Genomic DNA, 16,352 nt, shown 5'->3' on the forward strand with positions numbered 1-16,352 from the left:
TCACGTCAAGGAGTTACGGAACCCATGGACGCTGTGACCCAGGTCCCCACCCCCGTCAACGAGCCGGTGCACGGCTACGCCCCCGGCTCGCCCGAGCGTGCCCGCCTGGAGGCCAAGCTGAAGGAGCTGGCCGAGAGCCCGATCGACCTGCCCTGCACCATCGGCGGCGTCCAGCGCATGGGCGGCGGCGAGGAGTTCCAGGTCGTGCAGCCGCACAACCACAAGTCCGTGCTCGGCACCTACCGCAACGCCACGCAGCAGGACGCGCAGGACGCCATCGACGCCGCCCTGGCCGCAGCGCCCGCCTGGCGCGCGATGTCCTTCGACGACCGCGCCGCGATCATCCTGCGCGCCGCCGAGCTGCTGGCCGGTCCCTGGCGCGAGACGCTGGCCGCCTCCACCATGCTCGGCCAGTCCAAGACCGCCCAGCAGGCCGAGATCGACACCCCGTGCGAGCTGGTCGACTTCTGGCGCTTCAACGTGCACTACGCCCGCCAGATCCTGGCCGAGCAGCCCCCGGCCAACTCCCCGGGCGTGTGGAACCGGCTCGACCACCGCCCGCTGGAGGGCTTCGTCTACGCGATCACCCCGTTCAACTTCTCCGCGATCGCGGGCAACCTGCCGACGGCCCCGGCGCTGATGGGCAACGTCGTGGTCTGGAAGCCGTCCCCGACCCAGACCCACGCCGCCGTGCTCCTCATGCAGCTCCTTCAGGAGGCGGGCCTGCCGAAGGGCGTCATCAACCTCCTCACCGGCGACGGCATCGAGGTCTCCAAGGTCGCCCTGGAGCACCGGGACCTCGCGGGCATCCACTTCACCGGTTCCACCAAGACCTTCCAGTACCTGTGGAAGACGGTCGGCAACAACATCGAGAAGTACCGCTCCTACCCGCGTCTGGTCGGTGAGACCGGCGGCAAGGACTTCGTCGTGGCCCACCCGTCGGCCGATCGCGCGGTCCTGAAGACGGCCCTCACCCGAGGCGCCTTCGAGTACCAGGGCCAGAAGTGCAGCGCCACCTCCCGCGCGTACATCCCGGTGTCGATCTGGAACGACGGCTTCAAGGAGCAGTTCGCGGCCGAGGTCGACGGCATCAGCATGGGTGACGTCACCGACCTGTCGAACTTCATCGGCGCCGTCATCGACGAGCGCGCCTTCGCGAAGAACAAGGCCGCGATCGACCGCGCCAAGGAGGACCCGGCCTGCACGATCGTCGCGGGCGGCTCCTACGACGACTCCGTCGGCTACTTCGTCCGCCCGACCGTCATCGAGTGCACCGACCCGGAGAACGAGGTGTTCCGCACCGAGTACTTCGGCCCGGTCCTCGCGGTCCACGTCTACGAGGACGACAAGTACGACGAGATGCTGACCCAGATGGAGTCGGTCTCCGACTACGCACTGACCGGCTCGGTCATCGCGAACGACCGCGCGGCGGCGGCGTACACGGCCGAGAGGCTGCGCTACGCCGCCGGCAACTTCTACATCAACGACAAGTCGACCGGCGCCGTGGTCGGTCAGCAGCCCTTCGGCGGCGGCCGCGCCTCCGGCACCAACGACAAGGCGGGCGCCCCGCAGAACCTGCTGCGCTGGACCCTGACCCGCGCGATCAAGGAGACGCTGGTCGCGCCGACGGACTACACGTACCCGCACATGGGCTGACGCCCGCGACGGCCGGAACGGGCCGGGTTCCTGCGCGGACCCGGCCCGTTGGCATGTCGCGGGGCAGACTGGTCACATGATCGATGCGCGGACGGTGACCGCCGACGACGGCGTACACCTGTGGGCTGCGCGGTCGGGCCGGGGCGATCCGCTGGTCCTGTGCCACGGTGGGCCCGGCCTGTGGGACATGTTCGAGGACGTGGCGGAACTGCTCGGGGACCGGTCCACGGTGGTCCGCTGGGACCAGCGCGGCTGCGGGCGGTCGCAGCGGTGCGCCGGACCCTGGACGAGCGCCCGCTTCGTGGCCGATCTCGACGCCGTACGACGGCGGTTCGGTCTCGACCGCATGGCCCTGCTCGGCCACTCCTGGGGCGCGCAGCTGGCGTTGAGCTACGCGCTGACGCACCCGGAGAGGGTGAGCGCGCTGATCTATGTCTCCGGTACGGGCATCGACTCGGACGACACCTGGCACCCCGTCTACCGCGAGAACTTCCTCGCCAGACTCGGTGAGGAGCCCGAACGCCTGGCCCGCTGGCGTGAGTGACCGATCGTGCCGAGCGCACCGATGCAGAGGACCGGGAGCGGGCCGTCCTGCAGTGGTCGATCGAGTTCGAGGACCGCGAGCGGGCTCTGGAGCACGCCGGGCGCATGGCCGATCCCTGGTTCGGCGTCAACGACGAGTGCAACAGGGCCCTCAACGAGGAGCGGAAGCGCACCTGGGGCACCCCGGAGCTGCACGCCGCCTGCCGGACCCTCGACGTGCCCGTGCTGATCGTCGACGGCGGCCGGGACATCCGTCCGCGTTCGGCGGTCGACTCCCTGGAACGGGCCCTGCCGATGGTGCGGCGCGTGGGTCTGCCCGGTGCCGGGCACATGCCGTGGACAGAGGACCCGAAGGGATTCCGTCAGGCGGTCGCGGACGTGCTGTGACCCGGACGGGCCCGGCGCCCGCGTGCGAGGAGCCTCCCGCACGAGGGCGCCGGGCCGGCCGGGATCAGCGCTCACACGTCGTACGGCCCGCGTACGGACGGCAGGCGAGCGCCGCGAAGCCGCCGTCCGCCGCCACCGGCACCGCGAGGGTGTCGCCGCCGCGCACCGTGTGCGTCTCGCGCACCGGGCCCGACGGACCGTCCGTCAAGGTCTCCACCACCCAGGGCCCCGCGCCCAGCCGGATCGGCACGTCGGCCGTCTGCGCCGCGCCGGCGAACGTGCCCCCGATGAACCAGCGGCCGTCCGCCGAGCGCCGGGCCAGCACCGCGGAGCGGCCCGGGTCGCCGGTCAGCAGCCGGGTCTCCTCCCAGCGGGCCGGAAGCTGCTCCAGGAAGCGCCGGGCCTCGGGGCGCGCGTCGTACGACTCCGGGGTGCCGGAGAGGTTCTGGACGCCCGACTCGTACAGGACCGCCAGCCCCAACTCGCCCGCGTCGGAGCCGACGTTGGGGCGGTACGGGCGGTGGAAGGCGCCCGGGGTGAAGTCCATGGGCCCGATGACGTTCCGCGTGAACGGCAGGGACGCCAGGTGCTCCGCGGTGTTGTTGCGCTTCTCCTCACCGCCGACGCCCTCCATCGTCATGACCTGCGGCCAGGTGCGGTGGATGCCCTTGGGGATCGTCGAGCCGTGGAAGATCACCATGAGGTGGTGGCGGGCCGTCGACTCCAGGACGTCGTCGTACCAGCGCATCCGCTCCTGGGACTCCGAGTCCATGAAGTCGATCTTCACCCCCTTCACGCCCCAGCGCTCCAGAGCGCCGAGCCACTTCTCGCGCTCGGCGGGGTCGGTGAGGAGCGTGTAGTGCAACCAGACGTGGATGCCGACGCTCTTCGCCGCCGCGTAGCGCACCAGCTCGGGCATCCAGCTGTCCGTCTGCCAGTCCGGGTCGATGACGTCCCAGGCATCGGACTTGAAGTACCAGCCGGCGTCCACGACTTCGTACGGCCAGCCGCGCTCGGCCGCGAGGGCCGCGCACCTCCCAGGACGCCTCCCGTGCGGGGCGCCGGCCTGTGCCGGAAGGGCTGACGCGGTGGTGGCGAGCAGTGCGGAGCAGACGGCCAGGACGATGGTGCGGAGCCGTGGTCGGGCGGTCATGCGGAACCTCTCCCTGTCGCAGTCATCCGATGACTGTGAGGGTGGTGGAGGCGCTATATGTCCATGTCAAGGCGCGTGACGGTCAGATACATCGGACTGACAGGTCATATAGAGGGTGGAGGGTCACGTAGAAGAACGCCGGGAGTCGGGCCGTGAAGGGCGTCGCGCAGGGGAGCGGCAGGGGAGCGTCGGGCGGGGAGAACGCGACGGAACGAGTGATACTGATCACGTGACAGCCGGAGTCCGTACCGCCCATACCGCCGACCTCGACCCCGCCGAGCTCCGGGCCGTGCGCGCCCTGCTCGACGCCGCGTTCGACGGGGACTACGACGATGACGACTGGGAGCACGCGCTCGGCGGGATGCACGTGCTCGTCAGCGACGAGCAGGGGCTCGCCGCACACGGGTCCGTCATCCAGCGGCGCGCCCGGTACCGCAAGCGCTGGCTGCGGGTCGGGTACGTCGAGGGCGTGGGCGTCCGCGCCGACGTGCGGCGCCAGGGGCTCGGCGCGCGTGTCATGGCCGAGGTCGAGCGGATCATCGACCGTGCCTACGACCTCGGCGCGCTCTCCGCGAGCGACGACGGCGCCCACCTGTACGCCGCCCGCGGCTGGCGGCTCTGGCGCGGCCGTCTCTGCGGCCTCGGCCCCCGCGGTGTCGTCCGCCTGCGTGACGACGAGGACTGCACCTATGTGCGCCCCGCCGCCGCGGGCGACCTCGACTTCAAACGCAAGCTGGTCTTCGACTGGCGCGACGGGGACGTCCTCTGACCGTCGACGACCGTTTTCGAAGGTCGCGCCCGTATGGCCCACTGCGCCGTCTCAGATAGTAGGAAGTCCGAGTAATTGTGGAGACAGACGCCCTGTCCTCACTTACTTTTGTAGAAGCCGAACGTCTCGCTCGATCAAGCGAATGGCGGTCGTGAGCCGGGCCCCGTGCAGGCAACCCCTGCGGCACCGCTCCCCGTCCCGGCTGGGGGTACCTCCCACAAGCAGTGGGGGAGTCTCGTAACCCCCTTTCCGCACTCCCGGATGTCGAAGGAGTCGATTTCCCATGGCCGAGACGACCGCCCGCCGCCGAGTCCGTCACGTTTCCCGTACGAGCGAGTCCGACCGCAAGAACGCCGCCGCAGCGCTCCAGCGCGCCCTCGACCGCAGGGACAACGGCGGCGCGACCGGCCACTGAGCCGCGCCTCCGCGTCCCAGGCCCTCACCCGTACGGCCCGCACCCTCACCCGTGATGCTGCACCCATAAGCCGGGAGCCGCACCCGCACGAGGTGCGGCGCGGCCGGGCGCCCCGCGCCATCTGCCGCACCGCACCTCGATGTTGGGCTTGTCCGCATCGCGGACGCCCCGTGTCATTGCGTGGGACAAGGAGTACGGTGCGGTCATGTCTCGCAGCATCAATCTCGCAGTGATTCCCGGTGACGGCATCGGCCAGGAGGTCGTGACCCAGGGGCTGAAGGTCCTCTCCGCCGTCCTTCCGCAGGATGTGAAGCTGGAGACCAAGGAGTACGACTTCGGCGCCCGGCGCTACCACGCCACCGGCGAGACCCTCACCGACGCCGACCTCGAGCAGCTCAAGCAGCACGACGCGATCCTCCTCGGCGCGATCGGCGACCCGTCGGTGCCGTCGGGCGTGCTGGAGCGCGGCTTCCTGCTCAAGCTCCGCTTCGCCTTCGACCACCACGTCAACCTGCGGCCCTCCAGGCTGCTGCCGGGCGTCGCGACCCCGCTCGCGGGCCAGCCCGAGATCGACTTCGTCGTGGTCCGCGAGGGCACCGAGGGCCCGTACACGGGCAACGGCGGCACCATCCGCAAGGGCACCCCGCACGAGGTCGCCACCGAGGTGTCCGTGAACACCGCCTTCGGCGTCGAGCGCGTGGTACGGGACGCCTTCGCCCGCGCCCAGGCGCGCCCGCGCAAGAAGCTGGCCCTGGTCCACAAGAACAACGTGCTCACGTTCGCGGGTCACCTGTGGACGAACATCTTCAACAAGGTGGCCGAGGAGTTCCCCGAAGTCACCACCGAGTACATGCACGTCGACGCGGCGACGATCTACCTCGTCACCCAGCCCGAGCGCTTCGACGTGATCGTCACCGACAACCTCTTCGGCGACATCATCACCGACCTCGCCGCCGCCATCTCCGGCGGCATCGGGGTCGCCGCCTCCGGCAACATCAACCCGTCCGGTGAGTTCCCGTCGATGTTCGAGCCCGTGCACGGCTCGGCGCCCGACATCGCGGGCCAGGGCAAGGCCGACCCCTCAGCCACCGTCCTGTCGGTCGCCCTCCTGCTGCGCCACCTCGGCTACGAGTCCGAGGCCGCCCGCATCGAGGAGGCCGTCTCCGCCGACCTCGCGGAGCGCGCGGGCAAGCCCGCCCGCAGCACCGACGAGATCGGCGACGCGCTCGCCGTACGAGTAGCCGGCTGACCTGCCGCCCTACTCACACCCCCTGAGTCAAGGCCGCCGGGTCGCAACACCCGGCGGCTTTCCCATGCCCTCGCCGGGTGTCACCATCGACCCACCCCTGTGCTACCCCTAGGGCCGTATTCACACCGTTTCGTCCGCCCCCACCCGCTTGCCATAATCGAACGCGGAGCCGCGGATTGAGGGAATGCTCGGACGTCCTAGCACCGGCCACTGCCGGTGCGGGAGTGAGCGCGGCCCGTCACGACAACCGGTGAAGGACAACCACACATGACGACGCCCACGATCGAGCTGAAGCCCTCCTCCAACCCGCTCTCCGACGCGGAGCGGGAGGCGATCCTGGCCAACCCCGGGTTCGGCCGCCACTTCACCGACCACATGGTGACGATCAGGTGGACCGAGGGGCGGGGCTGGCACGACGGTCAGCTCGTCCCCTACGCGCCCATCTCCCTCGACCCGGCCACCAACGTCCTGCACTACGCGCAGGAGATCTTCGAGGGTCTCAAGGCCTACCGCCGGCCCGACGGCTCCGTCGCCACCTTCCGCCCGGAGATGAACGCCCTGCGCTTCCAGCGTTCCGCCAAGCGCCTCGCGATGCCCGAGCTGCCGGTGGAGACCTTCATCGAGGCGTGTGACCTGCTCGTACAGCAGGACAAGGCGTGGGTGCCGGCGCACGGCGGTGAGGAGTCCCTCTACCTGCGCCCCTTCATGATCGCCACCGAGGTCGGCCTGGGCGTCAAGCCCGCCAACGAGTACCTCTTCCTGGTCATCGCCTCCCCGGCCGGCGCGTACTTCCCGGGCGGTGTGAAGCCCGTCTCCATCTGGGCGTCCGAGGACCGCGTCCGCGCCGTCCCCGGCGGCATGGGTGACGCCAAGACCGGCGGCAACTACGCGGCCTCCCTGCTCGCCCAGGCCGAGGCCGCCGCCAAGGGCTGCGACCAGGTCTGCTACCTCGACGCCGTGGAGCACAAGTGGGTCGAGGAGCTCGGCGGCATGAACCTGTACTTCGTGTACGGCAACAAGATCGTCACTCCGAAGCTGACCGGTTCCATCCTGGAGGGCGTCACCCGTGACTCCCTGCTGACGGTCGCCCGCGACCTCGGCTACGAGGCCGAGGAGGGTCGCATCTCCATCGACCAGTGGCAGGCCGACTCCGAGAACGGCACCCTCACCGAGGTCTTCGCCTGCGGCACCGCCGCGGTCATCACCCCGGTCGGCACGGTCAAGCGCGCCACCGCCGAGTGGAAGCAGTCGGGCGGCGAGCCGGGCGAGGTCACCCTGAAGCTCCGCGAGGCGCTGCTCGACATCCAGCGGGGCACGCGCGAGGACACGCACGGCTGGATGCACAAGCTGGGCTGACGCCCGCCGCACCTCTTCAGGGGCCGCCCCGGACTTCACTCCGGGGCGGCTCTCCTTTCTCCGCACGGGAGCAGGCGGCCGGCCCGCGCATGCGTCATGCACGCAATGAACGAAACCCGAGGCGCTCTTGTCGCACCCGCGAACGCCCGGCACGTTACGGCCCATGGGACGAGAGCACTGGAAGAAGATCTGGATCGGCTCGGCCGGCAACATGGTGGAGTGGTACGACTGGTTCGTCTACGCCAGCTTCGCCACCTACTTCGCGGGGGCGTTCTTCCCCGACGACGACCCCACGGCCCAGCTCATGAACACCGCGGGCATCTTCGCGGTCGGTTTCTTCATGCGCCCGGTCGGCGGCTGGCTGCTCGGCCGGGTCGGTGACCGCAGGGGCCGCAAGGCCGCGCTGACCCTCACGGTCACGCTGATGTCCGCCTCCGCGATCCTCATCGCGATCGCGCCGACGTACGCCGTCGCCGGATACGGCGGCGCAGCGGTGCTGCTCGTCGCCCGACTGCTCCAGGGGCTGTCGGTGGGCGGCGAGTACGCGGCCAGCGCGACCTACCTGACCGAGGCGTCCGACCCGCGCAGGCGCGGCTTCGCCTCCAGCTTCCAGTACGTGTCGATGACCGCCGGGCAGATCGTCGGCCTAGGCCTGCAGATCGTCCTCCAGCGCACGATGTCCGGCGACGCGCTGCACGACTACGGCTGGCGCATCCCGTTCGTGCTGGGCGCCCTCGGCGCGGCGGTGGTCTTCTATCTGCGCCGGAACATGCTGGAGACGGACGTCTACGAGGCCGAGGCCGACGAGAGGGAAGGCGAGGAGCGCGGCACGCTGCGCGCGCTGTGGCGGCACAAGCGCGAGGCGTTCCTGGTGATCGCGCTGACGATGGGAGGCACGGTCGCGTACTACACCTACACCACGTATCTGACGAAGTATCTGTCGAACTCGGCGGGCCTGCCCAAACAGACCGCGACCCTGGTCTCCTTCACCGCGCTGATCGTCTTCGCCTGCCTCCAGCCGCTCGCCGGCCGGCTCTCCGACCGGATCGGCCGCCGCCCGCTGCTGATCACCTTCGCCGTCGGCTCGACGCTGCTGACGGTCCCGATCATGACGTTGCTGAAGCACGCGGACAGCTTCTGGCCGGCGCTGGGCCTGGCCCTGCTGGCCCTGGTCGTGGTCACCGGATACACCTCGATCAACGCCTGTGTGAAGGCCGAGCTGTTCCCGACGCGCGTCCGCGCGCTGGGTGTGGCGCTTCCCTATGCGGTGGCCAACGCCCTGTTCGGCGGAACGGCGGAATACGTCGCGCTGTGGTTCAAGGACGCGGGCGCCGAGTCCGGCTTCTTCTGGTACGTCGCGGCCTGTGCGGCCGTCTCCCTGGTCGTGTACGTCACCATGCGGGAGACCAGGGACCTGGACCTCACCCGGATGAAGGACGCGCGGTCCTCCTCCTTGACGACCGCATCCTGAGACGGCGGTGAGCGCGGGGGCGGACTGTGCCAAACTGCCCTCGTGCTCTCGTTCGCCATGATTATTGGCAGCAGGCGCGCCGGTCCGCAGTGACCGCCACGTACGACCAGGTACGGGTGGCCACCGTCGTCCTCGACCCGCGCGCAGACCTCTCGCACCCGCGAGGGGTTTTTTCGTTTCCTGGCCCACCTTCAGCCGGGGGCGGAGCGCGAGGGAGTATGGGGGGACGGTGGAACCGGTCATTCCGGTAAGACCGAGATCCAAAACAGGAGCCTTGAGACCATGACCGAGACGGCAACCAGCGAGCTCGACGACTCGTTCCACGTCTTCGACACGACGCTGCGCGACGGCGCGCAGCGCGAGGGGATCAACCTCACCGTCGCGGACAAGCTGGCCATCGCACGGCACCTGGACGACTTCGGCGTGGGCTTCATCGAGGGCGGCTGGCCCGGCGCGAACCCGCGGGACACCGAGTTCTTCGCGCGCGCCCAGCAGGAGATCGACTTCCGGCACGCCCAGTTGGTGGCCTTCGGCGCGACGCGCCGCGCGGGCGGCAAGGCCGCGGAGGACCCGCAGGTCAAGGCACTGCTGGACTCGGGGGCTCCGGTGATCACGCTGGTCGCCAAGTCCCACGACCGCCATGTCGAACTGGCGCTGCGCACGACGCTTGACGAGAACCTGGAGATGATCCGCGACACGGTGTCCCACCTGCGGGCGCAGGGCCGGCGGGTCTTCGTCGACTGCGAGCACTTCTTCGACGGCTACCGGGCGAACGCCGCGTACGCCAAGTCGGTGGTGCGTACGGCGGCCGAGGCGGGCGCGGACGTGGTCATCCTCTGCGACACGAACGGCGGCATGCTGCCGGCCCAGGTCCACGCGGTGGTCTCCACGGTGCTGGCGGACACGGGTGCCCGGCTCGGCATCCACGCCCAGGACGACACGGGCTGCGCGGTTGCGAACACCCTCGCGGCGGTGGACGCGGGTGCGACGCACGTGCAGTGCACGGCGAACGGGTACGGCGAGCGGGTGGGCAACGCCAACCTGTTCCCGGTGGTGGCGGCCCTGGAGCTGAAGTACGGCAAGAAGGTGCTGCCGGAAGGCCGTCTGCGCGAGATGACGCGCATCAGCCACGCGATCGCGGAGGTCGTCAACCTCACCCCCTCCACCCACCAGCCGTACGTGGGCGTCTCGGCCTTCGCCCACAAGGCGGGCCTGCACGCCTCGGCCATCAAGGTGGACCCGGACCTGTACCAGCACATCGACCCGGAACTGGTCGGCAACACCATGCGGATGCTGGTCTCCGACATGGCGGGCCGGGCCTCGGTGGAGCTCAAGGGCAAGGAACTGGGCATCGATCTGGGCGGCGACCGCGAGCTGGTGGGCCGGGTGGTCGAGCGCGTCAAGGAGCGGGAACTCAAGGGCTACACGTACGAGGCGGCGGACGCGAGCTTCGAACTGCTCCTCCGCGAGGAGGTGGCGGGCAAGCCGCTGCGCTACTTCCGCACGGAGTCCTGGCGGGCGATCGTCGAGGACCGCCCGGACGGCACGCACGCCAACGAGGCCACGGTGAAGCTGTGGGCGAAGAGCGAGCGGATCGTGGCGACGGCGGAGGGCAACGGCCCGGTGAACGCCCTGGACCGCGCCCTCCGCGTGGCCCTGGAGAAGATCTACCCGGAGCTGGCCGCCCTGGAGCTGGTCGACTACAAGGTCCGCATCCTGGAGGGCAAGCACGGCACCCAGTCCACGACCCGCGTCCTGATCTCCACGTCGGACGGCAAGGGCGAATGGTCCACGGTGGGCGTCGCGGAGAACGTGATCGCGGCATCGTGGCAGGCCCTGGAGGACGCGTACACATACGGCCTGCTGCGGGCCGGCGTGGAGCCGGCGGAGTAGCCCCCGAGCCACCCGTGCTCCCGCGCCGGGGGGCTGCCGCCCCCAGGCCGCCCCCGCTGCCGGCCATACGGCACGGGGTGCGGGGGCGGAGCCCCGGACGGGGCCTGGGGCGGAGCCTCCGGCTGGGTGCAGGGACGGAGCCCTGCGAGGGGTGCAGGGGGCGCAGTCCCCGCCCGGGCTGCGGGGCGGAGCCCCGCGGGGCGTTCAACCCCGCCGGGGGCCGCCCCCGCCCCCCGGCGGGGACTACGTCCCCCTGCTGGAGCCCCTGGAGGTGGGACGGGTAGGGGCGGCGGGGGCGAGCAACCCCCGGCCGGGCTACTGCAACCGCCACTTCTGGTTCGCCGCACCCGTGCACGACCAGATCTGCGCCCGCGCCCCGTTCGCCGACGAGTTGTCCGTGACGTCGAGGCACTTGTTCGCCGCGATGTTCACCACGTCACCCGTCGACGAGTTGTACGACCACTGCTGCGCTCCCGTGCCGTTGCAGTCGTACAACTGCACCTTCGCCCCGTCAGCCGTCGACCCGGATGTCACGTCCAGGCACTTCCCGAGCGCCTGGATCGACCCGTCGGCCCTCACCGTCCACTGCTGCGCGGCGCTCCCGTTGCAGTCGTAGAGCTGCACGGCCGTGCCGTTGGCGTTCGACGCCCCCGCCACGTCCAGACACTTGCCCGCGAGCCCCACGAACGCCCCCGACCGGTCGACGCCGCCCGACTGCGCACCCGACCACGTGAACGTCGCCGACGTCTTCCCCGGCAGCGAGTATGTCGCGTGCTGTCCGCCCCAGTCGATCGTCACCGTCTTCGCCGACGTGGCGTCGTTGTACGCGATCAGTGCCTTCGAACCGTCCGGGTTCCGCCACGCCACGTTCGGCACGGACGACGACGCGGTGGAGGCGATGCGCTGCGCGCCCGGCCGTACGAACTTCGTCAGATGCCCCATCGTGTAGTACTCGATCGTGTAGTCGACCGTCCCGCTCGCACCGTCCCCGTTGTGGACCGTGATCAGTCCGGTGCAGGTGCCGCAGCCGCCGTTGTGCGGCCCCATGTTCTGGTCGACGGCCAGCGACCACTTCGTCACGGACTTCGCCCAGTTCCGGGTGTAGTCGACGATGTTGAGCATGTCCTCGCGCTGTTGGTTCGCGATCCAGGTGCCGCCCGAGTGCTCCGTGCCGAACGCGTCCAGCTGCGGGTACTGGTTGTGGACGGCCGTCTGCTTCGTCACGTCGCCCCCGTACCCGTGCCAGGCGATCCCGCCGAAGTTCGGGTGCGAGCGGATGGCCGCGTCGTCCACCGTCTGGGCGGCGTAGGAGTCGTACGTGTCCCAGTTCCAGTCGTGCGCCAGCACCTTCGTCGTCAGACCCGCCGACTGGAGCCTCGGCAGCAGCTCGTTCTTCGTGAAGTAGGCGAGACCGGACGCGTTCCAGCTCATCGACGGATAACCCGAGCAGCACGTCGGCTCGTTCTGGGCGGTGACGTACGAGACGGGGATGCCCTGGTCCCGGTAGGCCTGGAGGTACTTCACGAAGTACGAGGCGTACGCCCCGTAGTTCTCCGCCTTCAGCCAGCCCCCGTTGAGCTGCCCGCTGTCCTTCATCCAGGCGGGCGCCGTCCACGGGGAGGCCATCACCGTCAGCTGCGGGTTCAGCTGGAGCGCCTGCCTCGTCAGCGGCACCACGTCCGCCAGGTCGTGGGCGATGGAGAACTTCGCCAGCGACGGGTCGGTCTGACCGGCCGGCACGTCGTCGTACGTGTATCCGTAGCGCGCCAGGTCGGAGGCGCCCATCGGATTGCGCAGGAACGACAGGCCGATCCCGTCCGTCGGCGAGAACAGCTTCCGCATCGTCGCGTCCCGCGTCGCCTGCGTGAGCGCCCCGCTGCTGTTCATCAGCCAGGCCGCGGTGTCCGTGAAGGACGCCCCGCCGCCGGTGAACGTCTGATAGCGCGTGTTCTCGTCGACGGTGATGTTCTCACCGCCGCCACCGGTTCCGGACTGGAAGGCGAACGGCGTCTGCGGCTGCAGACCCCGCACCACATGGCGCCCGCCCGAGTCGTCGGTCGTGGTGAGCCAGGCGGTGACCTGTTCACCGGCCGCGTGCGCCGGCGTGGCCGCCGCGAACCCGGCCGCGGTGAGCAGTCCGGCGAGCAGCAGCCGGCCCGTGCGCGTGTGTCTGTTCATGGAGCGCCGCCCTTCTGGAGGTGGGGGATGGGGGCGTGCGAGGCGTGAGTAAATGACGGCTTCGTATACGCGTCAAGGGGGTGCGCGTTCAGAATTTGAAGTGACAAGGGTCCTGATCCGGCAGGGAGTTGTGTCTGCGCCCGTTCTGACGTGGAAGTCTTGACGGGTGTCCGGGGCCCTAGTTAACTCACGGCGTGATCTAAGTCATGAGTGAACCATGACGACTCGATGAGTCGAGGGAAGGTCCGTCCATGCGAAGAACCGCCCTGCTCGCCTCCGCCACCCTGCTCACCGCCCTGATCCCCCTGGCGTCGGCGCGCGCGGCCGACGATCCCGCCCCCGCACCTGTCCCCGTCGACCGCTTCGAAGGTGAGGTGCCCTTCGCCCAGCAGCCGGCGGAGGGCATCTTCACCTGGGGCGGCGACAGCGACGACCCGCCCACGCTCCAACTGGCCGACCGCGCCGACGCCCCGGAGGGCGCCAAGGTCCTCACCGGCAGCTACGACATCAGCGGCTACGGCGGCTTCACGCACGACTTCGCGGCGGACCAGCCGGCCCACGACTGGTCCGCCCACAAGGGAATCCGCTTCTGGTGGGACGGCCAGGACAACGGCAAGAAGATCGCCTTCGAGATCAAGGACGGCGGCGCGAACGGCGAGGCGTCGGAGCTGTGGACGACCTCCTTCACCGACGACTTCACCGGCTGGAAACAGGTCGAGATCCCCTTCACCGACTTCACCTATCGCACGGACTACCAGCCGGTCGGCGGTATCGACCACGTCCTCGGTCTGACACAGATGTGGGGGTACGCCGTCACCCTGCCGGTCGGCGTCAAGGGGCACTTCGCGATGGACGACGTAGAGCTGTACGGCAAGGCCGACCAGTCGCTGCGCGCCTCCGTCACCACCGACGCCCCGGTCCACCCGGTCAAGGAGGGCGGAACGGCGACCGTCAGGGTCACCGTCGCCACCACCGGCTCCGCTCCGATCGACGAGCCCGTGACCGTGCGGTACGAGACCGGCGGCGGCAGCGCCGAGCCCGGCAAGGACTACACCCCGGTCTCCGGCACGCTCACCTTCCCCGCGGGCACCGCCTCCGGCGCCTCCCGGACCATCCAGGTCCCCACCCTGAAGGACAGGTCCGCCGAGCCCGCCGAGACCATCCCCGTCAAGCTGACGGTCACCGGAGCCAAGGCCCCGGCCGAGACACCCCAGGTGGTCATCGACGCCCACGGACTGCCGTACCTGGACACCAAGTTGCCCGTCGGGAAACGCGTCGCGGACCTCCTCTCCCGCATGAGCCTGGAGGAGAAGGCCGGCCAGATGACCCAGGCCGAGCGCGCCGCCCTCACCGACCAGGGCGACATCGCCACCTATGCCCTCGGCTCACTCCTCTCGGGCGGCGGCTCCACCCCCACGCCCAACACCCCCGAGGCCTGGGCGAAGATGATCGACGGCTTCCAGCTCCAGGCGCAGGCCACCCGCTTCCAGATCCCGCTGATCTACGGCGTGGACGCGGTGCACGGCCACAACAACCTCACCGGCGCCACGATCATGCCGCACAACATCGGCATCGGAGCGACCAGAGATCCCGAACTGGCCGAGAAAACCGGGGCGGTGACCGCCTCCGAGGTACGCGCCACCGGCGTCCCCTGGGACTTCGCGCCCTGCCTGTGCGTCACCCGTGACGAACGCTGGGGCCGCTCCTACGAGTCCTTCGGCGAGGACCCGGCGCTCGTGCAGTCCATGGAGACGATCATCCAGGGCCTGCAGGGAAGCCCGGACGGGCGCGACCTGAGCCGCGACGACAAGGTGCTCGCCACCGCCAAGCACTTCGTCGGCGACGGCGGCACCGCCTACGGCTCGTCCACCACCGGCTCCTACACCATCGACCAGGGCGTCACCACGGTCACCCGGCAGCAGCTGGAGGCCGTCCACCTGGCGCCGTACGAGACGGCCGTCCGGCGCGGCATCGGCTCGGTCATGCCGTCGTACTCCTCGCTCGACGTCGTCGGCGACGGCCAGGGCCCCGTGAAGATGCACGCCCGCGGCGACATGATCAACGGTGTGCTCAAGGGCCGAATGGGCTTCGACGGCTTCGTCATCAGCGACTGGAACGCCATCGACCAGCTCCCCGGCGACTACGCGGCCCACGTCCGCTCGGCGGTCGACGCGGGCGTCGACATGATGATGGTGCCGTACACGTACAAGGACTTCCGCACGACACTCGTCGACGAGGTGAAGGCCGGGCACATCAGCGAGCGGCGCATCGACGACGCCGTCTCCCGCATCCTCACGCAGAAGTTCAGGCTGGGGCTCTTCGAGCACCCCTACGCCGACACCACCGGTGCCGCGCGGATCGGCTCGGCGGCCCACCGGGCCGTGGCCCGGCAGGCGGCCGCCGAGTCCCAGGTGTTGCTGAAGAACGCGCACGGTGTGCTGCCACTGAAGAAGAACCAGAAGGTGTACGTCGCCGGCTCCAACGCCGACGACCTCGGCAACCAGACCGGCGGCTGGACCCTCACCTGGCAGGGCGCCTCCGGCACCCACACCCAGGGCACGACCATCCTGCAGGGCATGCGGAAGGCCGCGCCGGACACGACCATCACCTACTCCAAGGACGCCTCGGCACCGACGAACGGCTACGACGTCGGCGTGGTCGTCGTCGGCGAGACCCCCTACGCCGAGGGTGTCGGTGACGTCGGCAACGGGCACGACCTGCGGCTCTCCGCCGCCGACCAGGCCGCCGTCGACAAGGTGTGCGGGGCCATGAAGTGCGCGGTGCTGATCGTCTCCGGGCGCCCGCAGATCATCGGCGACCGGCTCGGCGAGATCGACGCGCTCGTGGCGTCCTGGCTGCCCGGGACCGAGGGCGACGGCGTGGCGGACGTCCTCTACGGCAGGCGGCCCTTCACCGGGCAGCTCCCCGTCACCTGGCCGCGGTCGGAGAACCAGCTGCCGATCAACGTCGGCGACGCCTCGTACGACCCGCAGTTCCCGTACGGGTGGGGGCTCACCACGCTGGCCAAGGTCCCCGAGGGAGGCACGGCGACCCTGAAGGCGCTCGCGTTCGCGGCCGCCGCGGCCGAGAGGACGGGCTCCGACCGGGCCGGACGCGAGATCGTCACCAGGGCCCGGCTGCTCGTCCAGCAGAAGGCGGGATCGACGATGACCGCGGCGATCGCGAAACCCTTCGCCGACGCCGACCACCTGCTGCTGACGGGCAGGTACGCGGCAGCCGTGGCCGAGCTGACGCAGGCCTACCGCGCTGCGGCCTGACGGA

11 protein-coding genes and 1 pseudogene are annotated in these 16,352 nt (G+C 70.2%); 10 read left to right on the forward strand and 2 right to left on the reverse strand.

The window, feature by feature from the left end; all coding sequences use genetic code 11:
* The first annotated feature begins 24 nt into the window (after nt 1–24).
* The 3 genes from pruA to AB0N14_RS08395 all read left to right on the forward strand — a co-directional run bounded on the left by pruA (nt 25) and on the right by AB0N14_RS08395 (nt 2,586).
* Nucleotides 25–1,656, forward strand: a complete 1,632-nt coding sequence (gene pruA, locus AB0N14_RS08385; RefSeq protein WP_366024923.1) for an L-glutamate gamma-semialdehyde dehydrogenase — start codon at nt 25–27, stop codon at nt 1,654–1,656.
* Between the two features lie 76 nt (nt 1,657–1,732).
* Complete coding sequence (locus AB0N14_RS08390) at nt 1,733–2,200, forward strand: alpha/beta fold hydrolase (protein ID WP_366024924.1); 468 nt, start codon at nt 1,733–1,735, stop codon at nt 2,198–2,200.
* The gene (locus AB0N14_RS08395; RefSeq protein ID WP_366024925.1) at nt 2,197–2,586 is read left to right on the forward strand and encodes an alpha/beta hydrolase; all 390 of its coding nucleotides are present in this window, start codon (nt 2,197–2,199) and stop codon (nt 2,584–2,586) included. Before AB0N14_RS08390 ends, AB0N14_RS08395 begins: the two co-directional genes overlap by 4 nt.
* 64 nt (nt 2,587–2,650) lie before the next feature.
* Here AB0N14_RS08395 and AB0N14_RS08400 read toward each other — a convergent pair.
* A pseudogene (locus AB0N14_RS08400) lies at nt 2,651–3,607 on the reverse strand (glycoside hydrolase family 97 catalytic domain-containing protein); the annotation flags it as partial.
* A 361-nt stretch (nt 3,608–3,968) separates the two neighbouring features.
* On the opposite strand from AB0N14_RS08400, the gene AB0N14_RS08405 reads away from it, so the two are divergent.
* From AB0N14_RS08405 to cimA, 6 genes are all read left to right on the forward strand, one after another.
* On the forward strand, nt 3,969–4,508 hold the full coding sequence (locus tag AB0N14_RS08405; RefSeq protein ID WP_366024926.1) for a GNAT family N-acetyltransferase: 540 nt from the start codon (nt 3,969–3,971) through the stop codon (nt 4,506–4,508).
* A 283-nt stretch (nt 4,509–4,791) separates the two neighbouring features.
* Complete coding sequence (locus tag AB0N14_RS08410) at nt 4,792–4,923, forward strand: hypothetical protein (protein WP_103838047.1); 132 nt, start codon at nt 4,792–4,794, stop codon at nt 4,921–4,923.
* Nucleotides 4,924–5,128: 205 nt separating this feature from the next.
* Complete coding sequence (locus tag AB0N14_RS08415) at nt 5,129–6,172, forward strand: 3-isopropylmalate dehydrogenase (RefSeq protein WP_366024927.1); 1,044 nt, start codon at nt 5,129–5,131, stop codon at nt 6,170–6,172.
* A 267-nt stretch (nt 6,173–6,439) separates the two neighbouring features.
* On the forward strand, nt 6,440–7,528 hold the full coding sequence (locus AB0N14_RS08420) for a branched-chain amino acid aminotransferase (protein ID WP_366024928.1): 1,089 nt from the start codon (nt 6,440–6,442) through the stop codon (nt 7,526–7,528).
* A gap of 163 nt (nt 7,529–7,691) precedes the next feature.
* The gene (locus AB0N14_RS08425; RefSeq protein ID WP_366024929.1) at nt 7,692–8,999 is read left to right on the forward strand and encodes an MFS transporter; all 1,308 of its coding nucleotides are present in this window, start codon (nt 7,692–7,694) and stop codon (nt 8,997–8,999) included.
* 282 nt (nt 9,000–9,281) lie between these two features.
* Entirely contained in the window at nt 9,282–10,892 is a 1,611-nt protein-coding gene (cimA, locus tag AB0N14_RS08430) for a citramalate synthase (protein ID WP_366024930.1), read from the forward strand.
* Nucleotides 10,893–11,207: 315 nt separating this feature from the next.
* On the opposite strand, the gene AB0N14_RS08435 is transcribed toward cimA, so the two are convergent.
* Nucleotides 11,208–13,070, reverse strand: coding sequence for a ricin-type beta-trefoil lectin domain protein (locus AB0N14_RS08435; RefSeq protein WP_366024931.1), 1,863 nt, complete (start codon nt 13,068–13,070; stop codon nt 11,208–11,210).
* A gap of 251 nt (nt 13,071–13,321) precedes the next feature.
* Between AB0N14_RS08435 and AB0N14_RS08440 the strand changes: the two genes are divergently transcribed.
* Nucleotides 13,322–16,348, forward strand: a complete 3,027-nt coding sequence (locus AB0N14_RS08440; RefSeq protein WP_366024932.1) for a glycoside hydrolase family 3 N-terminal domain-containing protein — start codon at nt 13,322–13,324, stop codon at nt 16,346–16,348.
* Nucleotides 16,349–16,352 lie beyond the last annotated feature (4 nt).

This window comes from Streptomyces sp. NPDC051104, assembly GCF_040682835.1.
In the GTDB taxonomy this organism is placed as follows: Bacteria; Actinomycetota; Actinomycetes; order Streptomycetales; family Streptomycetaceae; genus Streptomyces; species Streptomyces cynarae.

Coding starts and splice junctions, on each gene's coding strand:
- pruA (WP_366024923.1), top strand. CDS start 25: ATGGACGCTGTGACCCAGGTCCCCACCCCCGTCAACGAGCCGGTGCAC.
- AB0N14_RS08390 (WP_366024924.1), top strand. CDS start 1,733: ATGATCGATGCGCGGACGGTGACCGCCGACGACGGCGTACACCTGTGG.
- AB0N14_RS08410 (WP_103838047.1), top strand. CDS start 4,792: ATGGCCGAGACGACCGCCCGCCGCCGAGTCCGTCACGTTTCCCGTACG.
- AB0N14_RS08415 (WP_366024927.1), top strand. CDS start 5,129: ATGTCTCGCAGCATCAATCTCGCAGTGATTCCCGGTGACGGCATCGGC.
- AB0N14_RS08420 (WP_366024928.1), top strand. CDS start 6,440: ATGACGACGCCCACGATCGAGCTGAAGCCCTCCTCCAACCCGCTCTCC.
- AB0N14_RS08425 (WP_366024929.1), top strand. CDS start 7,692: ATGGGACGAGAGCACTGGAAGAAGATCTGGATCGGCTCGGCCGGCAAC.
- cimA (WP_366024930.1), top strand. CDS start 9,282: ATGACCGAGACGGCAACCAGCGAGCTCGACGACTCGTTCCACGTCTTC.
- AB0N14_RS08435 (WP_366024931.1), bottom strand. CDS start 13,070: ATGAACAGACACACGCGCACGGGCCGGCTGCTGCTCGCCGGACTGCTC.
- AB0N14_RS08440 (WP_366024932.1), top strand. CDS start 13,322: ATGCGAAGAACCGCCCTGCTCGCCTCCGCCACCCTGCTCACCGCCCTG.